The organism is Kosakonia arachidis, from assembly GCF_900116535.1.
GTDB lineage: Bacteria > Pseudomonadota > Gammaproteobacteria > Enterobacterales > Enterobacteriaceae > Kosakonia > Kosakonia arachidis.
The window spans coordinates 142,496-160,274 of record NZ_FPAU01000007.1 but is presented as its reverse complement, the minus strand read 5'-3'; the positions used below and the strand labels follow the sequence as shown (position 1 = coordinate 160,274).

Genomic DNA, 17,779 nt, shown 5'->3' with positions numbered 1-17,779 from the left:
GGGAACACTTTTTAGCGATGTGGCGGGATGCGTGTTTTTTTATCCTGAATAATCAACATGTTACACAATAGCTTTACCATCACGCACTGGCGCTGATTTTGCAGTGTTTGCCTGCGAGCCTGTTCAGGAGGAGTACCGGGAGATGCACCATGCGCCATGAAAAAACCGCCGTTGCGGCGAACGCTTTGTCGCCGGTACTGACCGGCGCGCTGTCGTTCAGTTGTCGGCTGGGTGAGTGTCGATCTGAACTGATGCCGTTGCTCTCTGAAGTGAGCAAAGTGGTCAGTGCAGGCGGCAGTTTGTCCAGCACGCTGAAGCTAGTGCTGGAGTTGATGCAAAAACATTTGCAGGTTAAGCGGGCGATGATCACCTTGTATGATGTCAGTTGTGATCAAATTTTTATTCATGAGAGTTATGGCTTATCGCCGGAAGAAGCGGAAAAGGGCGTTTATGCGCCAGGCGAGGGGATCACCGGCAAAGTCATTGAAACGCGCCAGTCGATTATCGTGCCGCACATTGCTGACGATCCGCTGTTTTTAAACCGCACCGGCAGTTGGGATCGCCAGCATGACGGACAACACTCCTTTATCTGCGTGCCAATTATTCGTGGGTTGAAAGTGATGGGCACCATCGGCATCGAGCGGATTTATCACAACGCACAGCTTCGTTTTCTCGATCTTGAGGTGTTGCGGGTGATTGCCGCCATTATTGCGCAGGCCGTGGAACTGCATCTGCTGGAGCGCGTGCAGCAGAAAACAGTGCAGGCGCACACGGCGCCGCATGGCGGGGAAAAATTCAAACCGGCTAATATTATTGGCAACTCCCGTACCATGCAGCATGTCTATCGGTTGATCGAGAAAGTCAGCCATGCGCGCACCACTGTGTTGATCCTCGGTGAAAGCGGCGTCGGTAAAGAACGTGTTGCTACCGCTATTCACCAGAACAGCCACTGTTCGGGCGGGCCGTTTATCCGCTTTAACTGCGCGTCGCTGCCAGAGAGTGTGATCGAAAGCGAACTGTTTGGCCACGAAAAGGGGGCATTTACTGGCGCCATCTCCCGGCGCGCCGGAAGGTTTGAAGAAGCGGATGGCGGGACGTTGTTTCTTGATGAAGTGGGAGAACTATCGCTGTCTGCACAATCCAAATTGTTGCGGGTGATCCAGGAGCGCAGTTTCGAGCGGGTAGGCAGCAATGAAACCCTGAGCGTCAATGTGCGCATTCTTGCGGCCACGCACCGGGATTTGAGTGAAATGGTCGAGCAGGGCACCTTTCGTGAGGATCTCTACTATCGCTTAAATGTCTTTCCCATCACCATTCCGCCGTTGCGCGAACGGGGAAGCGACATTCTGATCCTTGCCGACCATTTCAACGCCCGCTTTGCCAGCGAGCAGGGCGTGGAAGTGCCGACCATTGCCACCCCGGCGTTGAATATGCTGCTCAACTATACGTGGCCGGGCAATGTGCGCGAGCTGGAGAATGTGATGGAACGGGCGGTATTGCTGGCGGACGAGGGGTTTATTCACAGTTATCATCTGCCCATTAATCTGCAACCGATTATCGACCACCTGACAGAACAGGAAGGCCTGGAAGCGCGCCTGGCACGGGTGGAATACGATCTGATCACCGAAGCGCTGGCGAAATTTCAGGGCAATGTCTCGCGCGCGGCCAGCTATCTGAATATGACCCGGCGAGCACTGGGATTGCGTCTGGAAAAATATCAAATTAATTATAAACACTATCGAGGCCAGACCTGAGAATAACGATGAAGCATATTTCAGGGCAGACGTAAAAGAGTCTCTATTTGCTTTGAGTCTGTCGCTAAGTATATTTTACCCATTTCTATATTTGTCTTTCTCTCTGATAATATACACAGTTTAGTCTCTGCATTTATTAACTTGCCGTACTGACGTTATTCCTCTCATCAGTATGGTTTTTGTTTTTCATCCTGCTGATTACATGCTGGTTTTCTACTACCAGCATCCACGCGTCTGACGCTTGAGTTTGCTAAGCTTCGCGCCACGCACCATCACCATGATTCAAAGTATTCTGGTTGCAGATTGTTCCCGAAAATAAGAAGACCGTCTGTATTTACGGAAAGATTTTTGATTTATATATTTCGCGTGGTGTGTTTTTTTATTTATTTTTCTCGGGAATAAACTGCCATTTTACACCCAGTGATTTCAATTTATTGCGTTATCGCGCTGATGGCATTACGGATGTTGGCACGGCTTTTTATCCTGGAGAGTGAATAGTGAAAGCAAAACTGATTGCCATTGCATTCGCCGCAACGGTTATCGTACCGAGGGTGACCATGCAAACGGCTGCCGCCAGCGAGCGCCCTGGGCGAATCGCCAACGGTGCGACGGCAATAACCGGTGAATTCCCGACTGGTGGCACGCTGTATAGTGATTACAACGGCAACTGTCAGGTTGTGAGCCTGGTTCCCCGAAGCTTAGTTGTCCCGCCCACCGTAGCAAGTTTGCCGAGAGAAACAACGCGACGGTGCCAGAGTAACAAACTGAATAGTATAGCTATTTATGCCATTCTATTTTGCCAGTCGTCGATACAGTGTACTGCGCGAAATGCCGAGTTTTTTCGCCGCAAGGCTCATATTCCCTTGCGCTTGCGCAATGGCACTCTGTTCGTCGCAGGGTGCTTGCGGCGCTGTCGCGACGCGGATTTCGCCGGGTAGATCGGCGAGCATAATCTGAGCGCCATCTTCTGCCAGTGCCATTAATACCCGTAACTGGCTTAACAACTGACGCACATTGCCTGGCCATGGCCGATGCGCGAGCGTGTTCACAACCTCATTGCTTAACGTCAACCCACGGCTGGCGGCACCCAGTTCGCGCCATAATTTCTCGATAAATTCCTCTTTATGTTGCCATTCACGCAGTGGTGGAATGCGCAGGTGAAACTCCTGAATGCGATACAGCAGATCCTCGCGGAATGTGCCAGCCTGCACCCGCACGGCCAGATCCTGATGCGTTGCACAGATCAAGGCAAAATTCACATCCCAGCTGGTATTGGCACCCAGCGGCGTCACTTTTTTCTCCTGCAACACACGCAACAAACGGGTTTGTAGCACCAGCGGCATATCGCCGATTTCATCCAGAAACAGCACGCCACCATCTGCTTCGCGGCATTTGCCGATATACCCTTTCGGACTGGCGCCGGTAAAGGCGCCAGGGACATAGCCGAACAGTTCTGATTCAATCAGATGTTCGGGTAAGGCGGCACAGTTGATGGCGACGAAATTTCCTGTATGCCACTGGCTGCGGTTGTACAACTCGCGCGCCAGATACTCTTTGCCACAGCCAGTTTCACCGGTAATGCACAACGCAATACCGGCATTCACAATACGCAGCGCTTTCTCTTTTTCGATACCGTGGTGATCTGTCTGCTGCGCGCTGCCGCGTCCGCTAAAACGGCGGGCTGGCAGTGTCTGGCGAGCATAGAAGCGCCGATTATTACCGGTTTCCAGTACCGTTTCACCGACGCGCAGCTCAAGGCCGGGAAACAGCGCATCCAGCTCAAGTGCGCCAAAATGACCGCTGGTCAGGGCGAAAGCATCCATCGCCAGCTTATTGGCACCGAGCAGCGTACGATCGTCAAAAATCAGCAGTAACTCCTGCGCGGTGCCGAGTATTTTTTCATCATGGTGCAGGCTTAATAACCAGCGATTAGCGCCCAGCGCGCTGGTGGCCCAGGCGTGTTCTATCTGGCATATCGTGTGGCGGATCAATGTGGCTGCATCATGGCGCGGTATCAGTGCCGGTGTGGAAAGATCCAGCACCCCGGCGACCTGGCCGTCAGGGCGAAATACCGGTGCAGCTGAGCAGAACAACCCGGCGTTACGGCTCAGATAGTGTTCGTCACCCGCCACTTCACAATGCTGCTGGAGCGCCAGTGCGGTACCGATAGCATTGGTGCCGCGCGCATGTTCACCCCACAGATTGCCGGGCGAAAGTGCATAGCGCTGTGCTTTATGCAGAAAATCGCTGTTACCATGCGTCTCCAGCACCAGGCCGGTCGCATCGGACATCACCATAATCGACGGGTGTCTGTTCAGCTCCGGTCGCAGGCGCGTCAGCAGAGGAGCCACCAGGTGTTTCAACCAGCCATTTTCGGCGCGCGCATCTTTCAGCATCGCGTTAGCCACCCACGGCTGGGCGTCATCATCCCGCGTCAACCCATAGTTGAGGCTACGTTGCCAGGAATCCTGCAACTGGCAAGGCAGACTGGAACGGGGTGTTGGTAAAGTGTCTACGCGTGTCGGCATGTTACTCTCCGGCAATTGTAATGTTACAGTTATGTAGCATTAAAGTGTCCCATGTGTAGCGATGTGCGACACAATTCCAGTATTCATTGCACCTCATTTTTTTGCCGTTTCGAACGGTAGATCTTTAAATTTTCCTGTTACTCATTGTTTTTGAAAAATAAAATCAGTTTATTCTTATGATGGCGATTATCTGGCATAAGAAGTGCTTATGTTCCTCTGTCCGCTTTGGCGCGAGGCGCCTCACCTGTACCGATAATAAAAGAGGAACATCTGATGAAATACGCTCACCCTGGCCTTGATGGCGCAAAAGTCTCTTTTAAACAGCGTTATGGCAACTATATCGACGGAAAATTTGTAGACCCGGTAGAGGGCGGCTGGTTTACAAATACCTCGCCGGTAACCGGACAGGTGATTGCCGAATTCCCGCGTTCGGGCGCGGTGGATATAGAGAAGGCTCTGGACGCCGCACATGCTGCCGCCGACGCCTGGGGTAAAACCAGCGCGCAGGAACGTTCGAATGTGCTGCTGGCGATTGCAGACCGCATTGAAGCCAATCTGGAAGTTCTGGCGTTAACAGAAACATGGGACAACGGGAAACCGATTCGCGAAACGCTGGGGGCGGATATTCCACTGGCGGTCGATCATTTCCGCTACTTTGCCGGTTGTATCCGGGCGCAAGAGGGGACAGCCGCTGAAATCGACAGCAATACGGTGGCTTATCATATCTATGAACCGCTCGGCGTGGTCGGGCAGATCATTCCGTGGAACTTCCCGCTGTTGATGGCAGCCTGGAAACTGGCGCCTGCGCTGGCGGCAGGTAACTGCGTGGTGCTGAAACCTGCGGAGCAAACGCCGCTCGGCATTTGCGTGCTGATGGAGCTGATTGGCGATCTGCTGCCAAAAGGCGTGCTCAACGTGGTTCATGGCTTTGGTACGGAAGCGGGCGAACCGCTGGCGCGTAGCAAACGTATTGAGAAAATTGCCTTCACCGGCTCGACGCCGATTGGCCGCCACATTCTCTCATGTGCGGCGGAAAACATTATCCCCAGCACCGTCGAGCTGGGCGGTAAATCCCCCAATATTTACTTTGAAGATGTGCTCAATGGTGATGCCGAATTTATCGATAAAGCCGTCGAAGGCGTCGTGCTTGGCTTCTTTAACCAGGGCGAAGTCTGTACTTGTCCGTCACGCGTGCTGGTGCAGGAGTCCATCTATCCGCAGTTCGTGGAAAAAGTGCTGGCGCGCATGGAAAACATCCGCAAAGGCGACCCCTTTGACACCGAGACGATGATCGGTGCCCAGGCTTCGCAGGAGCAGTACGACAAAATTCTTTCCTATATCAACATTGCCCGCGAAGAGGGGGGCGAAATCATCACCGGCGGCGAGCTGATCAAGCACGGGGATAACCTGCAAAACGGCTTCTATATTCAGCCAACATTGATTAAAGGTCATAACGGCATGCGCTGTTTTCAGGAGGAAATTTTTGGGCCGGTACTCGGGATCACCACGTTTAAAGATGAGGCTGAAGCGCTGCGTATTGCTAACGATACCGAATTTGGCCTTGGCGCCGGGCTGTGGACGTTGGATATCAACCGCGCATGGCGCATGGGGCGTGCCATCAAAGCCGGGCGCGTGTGGACCAACTGTTACCACCTCTATCCGGCACATGCAGCTTTCGGCGGTTACAAAAATTCGGGTGTTGGGCGTGAAACGCACAAGCTGGCGCTGAGTCACTATCAGCAGATTAAAAACCTGCTGGTCAGCTACAGCGGAACGCCGCTGGGTCTGTATTAATCAATCTCATCAGGATGAGGCAATGCTATGCAACTGAAAACGATGAAAGCGGCAGTGGTTAAAGCATTCGGGCAACCGCTGGTGATTGAAGAGGTAATGGTACCTGCGGTGGCTCCGGGCAAAATTCTGGTCAAGATCGCGGCGACCGGCGTTTGCCATACCGATTTGCATGCCGCAGAAGGCGACTGGCCGGTAAAACCGAATCCACCGTTTATTCCTGGTCACGAAGGCGTGGGCCTCGTGGTGGCGGTGGGGCCGGGCGTGACGCATGTAAAAGAGGGCGATCGGGTTGGCGTGCCGTGGCTTTACTCTGCCTGTGGGCACTGTGAACACTGTCTGAGCGGCTGGGAGACGCTGTGCCACGGGCAACAGAATTCCGGTTATTCGGTAAACGGCACTTTTGCCGAATATTGTCTGGCGGACGCCAACTATGTCGGCATTCTGCCGGATAACGTCGACTTCCATGCGATTGCGCCAATTCTCTGCGCCGGGGTAACGGTTTACAAAGGGCTGAAGATGACGGAAGCCCGCGCCGGTGAATGGGTGGTAATCTCCGGTATCGGCGGTCTTGGTCACCTGGCAATCCAGTATGCTGTGGCGATGGGGATGAATGTGGCGGCGGTGGACATTGACGATGAAAAGCTCGAATTTGCCCGTCGTCTCGGCGCATCGGTGGTGGTCAATGGACGGGAAGAAGATCCCGGCAAGCGCTTCCACGCAGAGTTTGGCGGCGCGCACGGCGTGCTGGTCACGGCGGTGTCACCAAAAGCGTTTGAACAGGCAACCACCATGATGCGTCGTGGCGGGACGATGGTGCTGAACGGGCTGCCGCCGGGCAAATTCGACCTCTCGATCTTTGATATGGTGCTGGATGGCATCACCGTGCGCGGCTCAATAGTGGGGACGCGCAAAGATCTGCAAGAGGCGCTGGATTTTGCCGGACGCAATAAAGTGCATGCGGAAATTGCCGTTGAACCGCTGGAGAATATCAACAGCATTTTTGATCGGATGCGCGCCGGGAAAATAACCGGCCGTATCGTGGTGGATATGTCGTTGTGATGGTGTGGTGGTGAAAAACGGGGCACTCTGCCCCGTTTTGCTACTGGAGTGATTCGGCAAACGCAGCCAGATCCCGGTTGAAACGCTGCGGCTCTTCTAAAAAGGGCGCATGTCCCGACTCTGCGTAAAGCAGCGTACGGATGTGTGGGTTTACGCTTCTGGCCCGTGCCAGGGAAGCTTGTGGGTTTACCAGTTGATCTTTTTCCCCATAAATAAACAGTACCGGTACTTTTGCTTTACCCAGCCCCTGTGCGAGTGACACTTTCATTTGCGGCACCACGCGTTGCATTTGCCACGAGGCCAGCGCGGCGTTAGCCAGCAGACGCTCAAACGTGGCGGTGTCGGGTTGCTGGTGGAAGCACAGGCGCAGAAAATCACGCTCACCTGCCAGATGGGTTTTCAGATCCGCTGATACCATATCCTGATAAACCTGCGGGTGAGCAGGTATTTGCGTTGGCGTGAGTTCTACCACGGCATCAACATACAACACGCCAGCAATCTGTTGATCACCATAGGCTGCCAGATAGTGACTGTTGACAGCGCCCCCCAGCGACCAGCCCACCAGAAGCGGCTTTTTTGCGCCGCTGCCTTTGATAACGGCGGCGACATCATCGGCCCAGCGGCGGCTTTCCGTATAAGCGGTTGCTTGCTCCGGTTTGCCTGATAAGCCATGGCCGCGCAGGTCGAAACTGATCAGGCGAAAGCGTTGCAGGACAGGGTCCTGCCACTGTTTCTCCCAGTTAAGGTGGCTGCCTAACAGCCCGTGAATAAAGATGATGGGCTGACCGTCTGCTGCGCCAGTTTCCTGTACAGCCAGCGGTACGCCATCTGACGAGACGACGGTATAGTGTTTATCCTGCGCATACAGTGAGGCGCAAAACAGCAGCAGGGTAAGGGCAAGGTTACGGCCACGCGATAACAGCATAAAATGTTCCTCTGGTTAACGATTCGTGGCTATCCTCAACCTTTACACTGGTGTCAGAGTCAAGCAGCAAACGAGGAGAAAAGATGCTATCGATTGGCGAACTTGCCCGGCAAACGGGCGTCAGTGTGCGCTCTATTCGTCATTATGATCGGTATGGGCTGTTATGCTCTACGCGGGCCTGTAACGGCTATCGGTATTTTTCTGCGCAGGTGGTCGGGCAGGTACGTCAGATCCAACAATTGATTGCTACGGGGTTTAGCCTGGCGGAAATCGCGACCTTCCCGGAATGCATGCGCAGCACGGAAGGGACCGCATTTTGCCCGCAAACCCGAGAATTGCAGCGTAAACGCCTCAGTCGCATTGAAGCGCAAATCGCTACCCTTGAGCAGCGCCGAGCACAGTTACTCGCTGCACTGAGCCGTAGCGACGAGCCATAACAAACCACGCCGTAGCGTGGTTTGTTTACGGAGTGATGATTATAAACCGCGCTGTGCCATCAGTTTCGTCAGGTCCACCAGCCGGTTGGAGAAGCCCCACTCGTTATCGTACCAGGCGAGGATTTTCACCAGATTACCGCCAATCACCAGCGTTGACAGGCCGTCGATAATGGAAGAGCGCGGATCGCCCTGATAATCACTGGAAACCAGCGGCTCATCGCTATAGCCAAGAATGCCTTTCAGTGGCCCATTTGCTGCGGCTTTACGGAAAGCGTCATTCACTTCTTCCACTGTCACATCGCGTTTCAGCGTTACCGTTAAGTCGACGATCGACACCACCGGCACCGGTACGCGTAGCGAATAACCGGTCAGCCGTCCGTCCAGTTCCGGGATCACTTTGCCGAGCGCTTTTGCCGCGCCGCTGGAGTAAGGCACGATGGAAAGCGCTGCGGCACGCGCACCGCGCAGATCTTTTTCCGGCTGGTCGTGCAGCGCCTGGCTGTTGGTGTAGGCGTGAGTGGTATTCATCAACCCGTGTTCAATACCAAAGTGCTGGTGCAGTACCTGAGCGGCAGGCGCCAGCCCGTTGGTGGTGCAACTGCCGTTGCTGACCACAAAGTGACGTGTCGGATCGTACTGCGTGTCGTTAACGCCGAGCACGATAGTCAGGTCATCATTTTTCCCCGGCGCGGAGATAATCACCCGTTTTGCGCCGCCGTGGCTGATATGCACCGCCGCTTTTTCGCGATCGGTAAAGAATCCGGTGGCTTCAATCACAATTTCTACACCAACATCGCGCCACGGAATATTCGCCGGATCACGTTCACTGAAGACGCGCACTGCGTTGCCATCGACAAACAACTGGCCTTCACCTGCTTCAACCGGAACCGACAACGTGCCAAGCAGTGAATCGTGTTTCAGTAGATGGGCGAGGGTTTTGCTATCCGTCAGATCGTTGATGGCGACGATTTGAATCTCTGTGTTACCGATCGCGGCGCGCAGTACGTTGCGTCCGATCCTGCCAAAACCGTTAATGCCGACCTTAACCATGATTGACTCCTTCTTTTTCGTGTCTGAAGTCACTTTAGAGCGGCAGCACTTTGGCGTAAAGGACGGATAAGGATCACTTTATGCCATTTTGCGGCAGTGGAAGCGCTGGCGATACTCTCCTGGGGTAAGGTGCAGTTGACGCTCAAAGATGCGGCGCAAGTTGATGCTGTTGCCGAAACCCGTGGCGGCGGCCACACTCTCCAGCGTTTCGCGGGTTTGCTCCAGGCGATGTCGTGCAGCGGCAAGCCGCGCTTCGGCAACATAACGCGCCGGAGGGACGCCAGTTTCACGAGTAAAGACGCGGGTGAAATTGCGCGGGCTCATTGCCACGCGTTCGGCAAGCTTTTCGACCGAGAGATCTTCGATCAAGTTTTCCAGAATCCAGCTTTGTAATTCACTGACCGGCCCGACACTCTCTGCCTGTTGCAGATGGTAGCGGCTAAACTGCAACTGGCCACCGGGACGACGCAAATACATCACCAGATCTTGTGCGACGTCACGGGCGAGGGTGAAGCCATAATCCTCTTCGACCAGTGCCAGGGTCAGGTCAAAACCGGAGCTGACGCCGCCGGAAGTCCATATCGGCCCATCCTGAATATAGAGCGGGCCGCTTTCGACTTTGACCAGCGGATAGCGCGATTGCATGGTCTCGAGCAACCGCCAATGGGTGGTGGCCCGTCGCCCGTCAAGCAACCCGGTTTCCGCCAGCAGCATCGCTCCACCGCAGATGGAAGCCACTCTGTCGGCATGGGGGGCGGCAAGACGCAGCCAGTCAACGACGGCGGTGCCTTCCTCTTCATCGGTTCCGCGTCCGGTGATCATGATGGTATCCCACGGCTCGCGTGGGTCCAGTTCCGGCAGACGGAAATCGGCCAGAAGATTCAGGCCAGACTGACCGTGGATTACCTGGTGTGGCTGTGTGGTGGCGATGCTCACCCGATAACGCAGTTGTTGGGTTTCATCCGCATGCCTGTGCAGTCGATTGGCCTGCATCAAAATGTCGGCAATACCGGCAGCTTCGAACAACATGCCGCCATCGGGAACGATAATCAGGAATCTCTTCATGTCCTGAAAAGTACACTCGTTGCATTATAAGTCAAGACGCGAACAGAATTTTGAGTGTAAGAGTGAGTCTGATCCAAATCTGAAAGGCCGTTAATGAGAAGCAAACGAATTTCCAAATCGCTACTATAACTACAGTACAGGATTTTTATCGGTCGCATCTCACGCGAGGATTTATCCATGGCAATTGCAAAAGCGTATAACTTAAAGCAGGCTTATCAAATGATTACCTCTGGTAAGCAGACGGAGGTGGAGCTGGCGTTTGATGTCGATGCTGATGCCTTCTTCATGCTTTCTGCGAATTATGGCGACAGCGGTGCAAAAATCACCCGCCATAATAACCATTTTGTACTCAGGCTCGATCAAGAAGAGACCTCAGCATCTGACTGATTTTTAATTCTGTTTTTTGCAGAACTGGGTTGGGGGACATAAATAATGGTGTCGCCCGGGTGTTTATTTTCCTGAAACCTCGCCGTCATCTCCGCGTTACATTCCTGCCGTTTAATGGCGCAAGCCTGACCCGAGGCGTACTTCTTGCGGTGTCTGGTTTCATCAGTTATTACTCTTTGATCGCAGAGCGCGGTCAGCAAAACTCGGTATTAACAATTTCCGGTATCCATACCGGGATTTTTTTGCTTACATTTAAAGGTGACGTTGTCACGAAACAGAGTGGCAGGCATAAAAAACCTGCAGGTTTGAGCCCGCAGGTGTGTTATTCACCGCAGCACGGATTATTGCAGGTCGAAACGGTCCAGATTCATCACTTTCGTCCATGCAGCAACGAAATCGATGACAAATTTCTGTTTCGCATCGCTGCTGGCGTAAACTTCCGCCAGTGCACGCAGTACCGAGTTGGAGCCGAAGACCAGATCGGCGCGTGTTGCCGTGTAGCGCACTTCGCCGCTCTGACGATCGCGGCCTTCAAACAGTTCCGCTTTTTCGTCGGTAGCTTTCCACGCGGTACGCATATCCAGCAGGTTGACAAAGAAGTCGGTGCTCAGCACGCCGACGCGATCGGTAAAGACGCCGTGTTTGCTGTCATCATAGTTAGCGCCCAAAACACGCAGCCCACCGACCAGTGCTGTCAGTTCTGGTGCGGTCAACGTCAGTTGCTGGGCTTTATCAATCAGCAAGGTTTCAGTGCTCACCCCATCCCAGACGCGACGATAGTTGCGGAAACCATCAGCCAGCGGCTCCATCAGATTAAAGGAGTCGACATCTGTTTGATCCTGACGCGCATCAACACGTCCTGGTGTAAACGGCACATTCACTTGCACACCTGCCGATGCCGCCGCCTGCTCAACGCCAACCACACCGGCCAGCACAATGATATCGGCCAGTGAAGCTTTTGCCGATGCCTGCTGAATGCGTTGCAGTACCGGTAAAGCTTTCACCGCACGGGTGTTTACTTCCCAGCCATTTTGCGGGGTAAGCGCAAGACGTGCACCGTTGGCGCCGCCGCGTTTATCACCACCACGGAAAGTGGAAGCTGAAGCCCAGGCCACCGAAACCAGGTCGCTAACTGACAGGCCTGATGCGGCGATATCTGCTTTCAGATTGGCGATATCTGCGCCGTCAGGGTGATAAGTGGCAGCTGGTAATGGATCCTGCCAAATCAGATCTTCATGCGGAACTTCAGGCCCGATGTAGCGAGATTTTGGCCCCATATCACGGTGCGTCAGTTTGAACCACGCACGGGCAAAGGCTTCGTTAAATGCCTGCGGATCGTTCAGGAAGCGACGAGAAATTTTCTCGAATTCCGGGTCGAAACGCAGTGTCAGGTCGGTAACCAGCATCGTGGGTTTACGTTTTTTCGCCGGATCAAACGGATCCGGGATGATTTCCGGCGCATCGACGGCTTCAAACTGGATAGCGCCAGCCGGACTACGGGTCTGCACCCACTCATATTTGAACAGGTTCTCGAAGAAGTAGTTGCTCCACTGGGTTGGCGTTTGTGTCCATGCCACTTCCAGCCCGGAGGTGATCGCATCAGCGCCTGCGCCGCTGCCATAGCTACTCATCCAGCCAAGGCCCTGCGCTTCCAGCGGTGCGGCTTCTGGCTCCGGACCAACGTGGCCGTCCGGTTTTGCGGCACCGTGGGTTTTACCCAGAGTGTGACCACCGGCGATCAGCGCAACAGTCTCTTCATCGTTCATCCCCATATTGCCGAAGGTAGCGCGAATTGCCGAGGCGGCGGAAACGGGTTCACCGCTGGCGTTCGGGCCTTCCGGGTTAACGTAAATCAGCCCCATCTCAGTGGCGCCAATTGCTGCCTGCGCCAGACTTTCAGGATGACGATGGCTTAGCCACTCTTTCTCGTTACCCCAGTCCACATCGAAATCCGGTTCCCAGACATCTTCGCGGCCCGCGCCAAAACCGAAGGTGCGGAAACCTGCATTTTCCAGCGCCACATTCCCCGCCAGAATGATCAAGTCGGCCCAGGAAATTTTCTGGCCATATTTCTGTTTTACTGGCCACAGCAGACGGCGCGCTTTATCAAGGCTGACGTTATCTGGCCAGGAGTTCAGCGGCGCAAAGCGCTGCTGGCCGCGTCCGGAACCGCCACGGCCATCAACGGTGCGATACGTCCCGGCACTGTGCCAGGCCATACGAATAAACAGCCCGATATAGCTGCCCCAGTCAGCAGGCCACCACGCTTGCGAATCGGTCAGTACGTTACGGATATCGGCTTTCAGTGCGGAATAGTCGAGTTTTTTAAACTCTTCGCGATAGTTAAAGGATTCACCCAGCGGATTGGAGCGGTTAGAGTGCTGGTTCAGCAGATCGACACGCAGTTGGTTTGGCCACCAGTCTTGGTTACTGGTGGCTTTGGGCGTGCTGTGCTTGCTGGCTTTATCATGGAAAGGGCATTTCTCGACGGCGGAAGAGAGGGGGTTTTCGTCTGACGTGCTCATATCTGGCTCCATTTGCTTGTGTAATGCCGTTACGATATACACTGCTTCCTGTTAAAGGTACTTGAATAAACCTACAGATTTGATAGTTGATACCTTTCTTTTGATGCATAAAAAAACCGACAAATATCACATAAATTTATAACTGCCTCACCAACCTTAGCAATCGCGTTACGCTTGAGCTGTTTTTTTTGTGCCTTGTTTGATCGAATCCATAAAAGGGAAGGCGGAAGCACAGATTATCGCCAGTGTGCAGAGAGACGGGGGCAGAAAGAAAAGATCGCGGAGACGTCGCCACAAGCCAGCATAAAGGCGGGATAATGACTTTTACCATGAAAAGCAGAAAACTCACCGTCCCCGGATAGCATGCTCCCTAACAGGCAGGACGGGATTACGTTGCTTTACTTTTTCAATTCATCCTTTTTTATGACGCTGGGAATTTTATGTCTTGGATCCTTTTGTCCTGGAAAGAGGGGCCACGGAATTTAATTCTGTTGGTGGGAAGAAAATCAGCATAGCTATTGGGGGCTCTTTTATTCACAATCATTACTTCGACATGCTTTATGTCGTCCGATGTGGCAACCAGACTTTCCGGGCTCCTCATGGTGGCATATACCGGGTCAGGCATAGCACTTCTAAATATTTCTTCAGCTTCGCATCCGGGTAGCGGGTTACTTTAAAAACTAGCCGGTTGACATTTTGTTTCCGTGTTTCGTACGGGTGAGTTTTTCGATAAAATTGACCTTATCACACACATCGAGGAGAATCTGCTGCAATGTGTTAAGCCGGGCGTGAATTTCAGATTCATGGTTGGTGGCATGTAATGCCAATTTCAAATTTCTGGCATGGCAGTTTTCCGGGGGCTTTGCTTTGTATTTCAACGGTTCTATTGTTACCGCCGGATTAAAGTAAAACCCCTCTCTCGGCAGAGTTAAAATAAATTGTTCTTTTGTGTTAAACGTCGTCGCAATTATTCTTCTGGTCTGGAATATCGTCTGATATAAAGTATTGGGAGAGGTCTCCCTGGTGCGCTTTTCCCACGCATAATCATAGAGTTCGTTATGCTTAACAATCTCACCCGGCTTCTTTGTTATTAAAAGCTCAAGACATTTAGATGCGGGTTTGGTCAATAATGCTGATGGCTGGTACATATCACATCGACACAGAGTGCGTTCAGCTATATTAAAGTCAACTTCATTATTAATACGATATATATGCGAGTTCATTTAGTCTCCTTTTGATTGTTTATAGAATCCATTTACAATAAGCCCTAAGCATACATTGTTAGAGTAATAAATTTAAGAATGTTTCCTCTTAATAAGATTATCATAACATGTATTTATATGATTCCTTTGTAAGTGAACGTATTATAAATAAATGAATTGTATTCATTTATAGTGTTTTTTCCTGAGAGTTCCCTGAGTGATATAAGTTGCGTGAATGTTGGATTGTAATTATTTATTTGGGTGAATGATTTATCAAGCTGGGTTATTGTGATGATTTTAGCTGGTTTTTATTGCTCTGATTTAAAAAGATATAAATTATTTTTATAAATATTAGACATACGATGCAAAAATATTTTTTGATTTTTATTTTTATATGAAGTGGTTACGCAAACTTTCTCAATGGAATCAATGCAAGACATAAATCAAAAACCAGCGACAGAACCTCCACGAAACGATCCTGACACTGGACTCGTAGTACATAACGAAAAAAATTTAACTTTTGTCGCTACACTTTCAATGCCAGTCGACCTTTGAGGATATCAATTTTTACTTTACTCTTCGCCGTTGAAGTTAACGCATGGTCAGCCAGAATCGGTAACAAATCTGAGATCAATATCTGGTCAATATCACGCGCGCCACTTTGCTGCACTTGACAGCGTTTTGCCACCCAGTTAACCACTTTATTTGTCCAGCCAGGGCGTGAGTCACTTTCGGTCGCAGTTTGAAAACGGCGGCACAGATGCTGAAGCTTCAATTCGATGATCTGCGCCAGTTCCTGTGGCTGCAAGGGCAGGTAAGGGATCAGTGTCATGCGTCCCATCAACGCCGGGCTGAAGACGCGTTCAAAGTCAGGGCGAATAATATTGCACAACGCCTCCGGCGAGGTTTCGCCTTTTTCCCATGCGCTAGTCAGTGCCGCGCTGGCCAGGTTAGACGTCATAATAATCAGCGTATTACGGAAGTTAATCCGCTGTCCTTCTGCGTCTTCAATGATGCCTTTATCGAAAATTTGATAGAACAGCTCCATGACGTCCGGATGCGCTTTTTCCACTTCATCCAGCAATACCACACAGTAGGGATTACGGCGAACGGCTTCGGTAAGTACACCGCCCTGACCATAACCTACATAGCCTGGCGGTGAACCTTTCAGTCCGGAAACGGAGTGGGCTTCCTGGTACTCGGACATATTAATGGTCACCATGCTCTTTTCCCCACCATACAGCAGCTCGGCCAGCGCCAGCGACGTTTCGGTTTTGCCGATTCCGGAGGGACCGGCCAGCATATACACACCGGTGGGTTTTTGCGGATCGGCAAGCCCGGCGCGGCTGATACGAATTTGTTGCGTGATATGTTTGAGGGCATGTTTTTGCCCAATAATCCGTTGTTCAAGCCGTTGGCACAGTGAATCCAGTTGTTGGTGCTCCTGTTCCAGCATGTGCCCGAGCGGGATACCGGTCCAGTCCGCTACCACGTCCGCCACGCAGACGGCATCGACGCACTCAAACACCATCGCATGTTGCTGGTGACATGCAGCAAGCGCTTTACGCATCAGCGCAATTTCTTCATCATCCTTGCACTGTTGTAACTGTTGCACCAGCCGCGTTTGCCGCTCCCATTGCTGGCGCAGCGAATCAAGATCGCGCTGCAACGTCCTCGCCTGCTGACGGAGTTTTTCTTGTCGCGCAATTGCACTGTTTTCCCGTTTCAGCGCCGCAATCTCGCATTGAATGGCATGCAGTTGCACACAGATTGCTTCGATCTCTTTCGGTTCCTGAGTTTGTGATATCGCCACGCGGGCGCAGGCAGTATCCAGTAAACTCACCGATTTGTCGGGAAGCTGGCGCTCGGCAATGTAACGACTGGAGAGAGATATAGCGGCATGGATGGCGCTTTCGAGGATGGGAACGCCGTGATGTCTGGACATGGCCGGTGCCATCGCGCGTAACATCGTCGTTGCCTTGTCCGTATCCGGCTCCGCTACTTTGATAAGCTGAAAGCGGCGCGCCAGCGCGGCATCTTTCTCGAAATATTTTTTATATTCAACCCAGGTTGTCGCCGCAATAATTCGCAGCTCGCCGCGCGCCAACGCGGGTTTGAGTAAGTTAGCGGCATCGCTTTGTCCGGCGGATCCCCCTGCGCCAATGAGTGTATGTGCTTCATCAATAAATAAAATAATCGGCGTAGGCGAGCGGGCAACCTCTTTCAGTAACTGCTGAAGGCGGTTTTCAAACTCTCCTTTCACGCTCGCTCCGGCCTGTAACACCCCCAAATCAAGCGTCAATATCTCTGTCGCTTTCAGCCTATGAGGAAAGGTGCCTGCGACAATGCGCAGCGCCAGCGCTTCGGCAAGCGCTGTTTTCCCGACACCTGGCTCACCGGTAAGAATCGGGTTGTTCTGGCGGCGTCGTAACAGAATATCCACCATCTGACGCAGTTCGGATTCGCGGCCCAGAACCGGATCCAGTTTTCCTTTACGCGCCAGTTCACTGAGATTACGCGTATATTTTTGCAGCGCAGACGTACTGGCCACTGGCTGTTCGTCATATACAGGCTCTGACGCATAGATGTTTTGCAGCAACGCCATCGCCTCGGGGCGGGCGCATTGCAATGCTTTTTCCACCTGGGCCGCAAACTGTAACTGATTACCGTCATCGAATAATGCGGCCAGAAGTGCGGCAGGCGTCAGCCGGGATTGTCCCCAGTGGCTGCTTGCCAGTAACCAGCTCGCAATAAACCACTCGGTCAGCCCAACTGAAAGGTGTGGCGCTGAGTTTTGTTGCGGCCGCTGGCGCTGAAGCTCCTGCTGTAATACATCGAATAGCCTGCTAACCGGTAGCCCGCACTGTAATCCCAGTTGCTCGATCACTGGGCTTTGCTGACGCACTATTGCCATCAGTAAATGTTCTGGCGTCACTTCTGTATGTTGCAGAGAAACCGCATGGCTGACGGCGGTGTCAAGTACCGCTCGTCCCTCAGCGGAAAGTTTAGTGATTATTGGTTTTAAATGATGGTTCATAAAAGTACCTTCAATG

General features: G+C 52.5%; 12 protein-coding genes. 5 read left to right on the top strand and 7 right to left on the bottom strand.

Going from position 1 to position 17,779, the window contains the following annotated elements; translation table 11 throughout:
* Positions 1-149 precede the first annotated feature (149 nt).
* The gene (locus BM427_RS26395) at positions 150-1,754 is read left to right on the top strand and encodes a sigma 54-interacting transcriptional regulator (RefSeq protein ID WP_090125463.1); all 1,605 of its coding nucleotides are present in this window, start codon (positions 150-152) and stop codon (positions 1,752-1,754) included.
* Positions 1,755-2,545: 791 nt separating this feature from the next.
* Here the strand turns inward: BM427_RS26395 and BM427_RS21195 are convergent.
* Complete coding sequence (locus BM427_RS21195) at positions 2,546-4,282, bottom strand: sigma-54-dependent Fis family transcriptional regulator (protein WP_090125460.1); 1,737 nt, start codon at positions 4,280-4,282, stop codon at positions 2,546-2,548.
* Between the two features lie 273 nt (positions 4,283-4,555).
* Here BM427_RS21195 and exaC point away from each other — a divergent pair, with 273 nt between their 5' ends.
* Both exaC and adhP read left to right on the top strand, forming a co-directional pair.
* On the top strand, positions 4,556-6,076 hold the full coding sequence (exaC, locus tag BM427_RS21190; protein ID WP_090125458.1) for an acetaldehyde dehydrogenase ExaC: 1,521 nt from the start codon (positions 4,556-4,558) through the stop codon (positions 6,074-6,076).
* Between the two features lie 27 nt (positions 6,077-6,103).
* The gene (gene adhP / locus BM427_RS21185) at positions 6,104-7,135 is read left to right on the top strand and encodes an alcohol dehydrogenase AdhP (RefSeq protein WP_090125455.1); all 1,032 of its coding nucleotides are present in this window, start codon (positions 6,104-6,106) and stop codon (positions 7,133-7,135) included.
* Between the two features lie 40 nt (positions 7,136-7,175).
* On the opposite strand, the gene BM427_RS21180 is transcribed toward adhP, so the two are convergent.
* Positions 7,176-8,060 (bottom strand): alpha/beta fold hydrolase, encoded by an 885-nt coding sequence (locus BM427_RS21180; RefSeq protein ID WP_090125454.1) that lies wholly within the window; start codon positions 8,058-8,060, stop codon positions 7,176-7,178.
* Positions 8,061-8,143: 83 nt separating this feature from the next.
* On the opposite strand from BM427_RS21180, the gene BM427_RS21175 reads away from it, so the two are divergent.
* Positions 8,144-8,497 carry a MerR family transcriptional regulator gene (locus BM427_RS21175; RefSeq protein WP_090125451.1) on the top strand — a complete coding sequence of 118 codons (354 nt, stop codon included), beginning with the start codon at positions 8,144-8,146 and terminating at the stop codon, positions 8,495-8,497.
* A gap of 39 nt (positions 8,498-8,536) precedes the next feature.
* On the opposite strand, the gene gap is transcribed toward BM427_RS21175, so the two are convergent.
* Together gap and BM427_RS21165 are read right to left on the bottom strand one after the other, a co-directional pair.
* Positions 8,537-9,547 (bottom strand): type I glyceraldehyde-3-phosphate dehydrogenase, encoded by a 1,011-nt coding sequence (gene gap, locus BM427_RS21170; RefSeq protein WP_090125448.1) that lies wholly within the window; start codon positions 9,545-9,547, stop codon positions 8,537-8,539.
* Between the two features lie 78 nt (positions 9,548-9,625).
* On the bottom strand, positions 9,626-10,612 hold the full coding sequence (locus BM427_RS21165; RefSeq protein ID WP_090125446.1) for a GlxA family transcriptional regulator: 987 nt from the start codon (positions 10,610-10,612) through the stop codon (positions 9,626-9,628).
* 177 nt (positions 10,613-10,789) lie between these two features.
* Here BM427_RS21165 and BM427_RS21160 point away from each other — a divergent pair, with 177 nt between their 5' ends.
* Positions 10,790-10,999: a hypothetical protein gene (locus tag BM427_RS21160; protein WP_090125443.1), complete on the top strand. Its 210-nt coding sequence runs from the start codon at positions 10,790-10,792 to the stop codon at positions 10,997-10,999.
* Between the two features lie 341 nt (positions 11,000-11,340).
* Here the strand turns inward: BM427_RS21160 and katG are convergent, their stop codons facing one another.
* The 3 genes from katG to tssH all read right to left on the bottom strand — a co-directional run bounded on the left by katG (position 11,341) and on the right by tssH (position 17,763).
* Complete coding sequence (katG, locus tag BM427_RS21155) at positions 11,341-13,524, bottom strand: catalase/peroxidase HPI (protein ID WP_090125440.1); 2,184 nt, start codon at positions 13,522-13,524, stop codon at positions 11,341-11,343.
* Between the two features lie 680 nt (positions 13,525-14,204).
* Positions 14,205-14,747 carry a winged helix-turn-helix domain-containing protein gene (locus tag BM427_RS21145; protein WP_090125434.1) on the bottom strand — a complete coding sequence of 181 codons (543 nt, stop codon included), beginning with the start codon at positions 14,745-14,747 and terminating at the stop codon, positions 14,205-14,207.
* Between the two features lie 505 nt (positions 14,748-15,252).
* Positions 15,253-17,763: a type VI secretion system ATPase TssH gene (gene tssH, locus BM427_RS21140; protein WP_090125430.1), complete on the bottom strand. Its 2,511-nt coding sequence runs from the start codon at positions 17,761-17,763 to the stop codon at positions 15,253-15,255.
* Positions 17,764-17,779 lie beyond the last annotated feature (16 nt).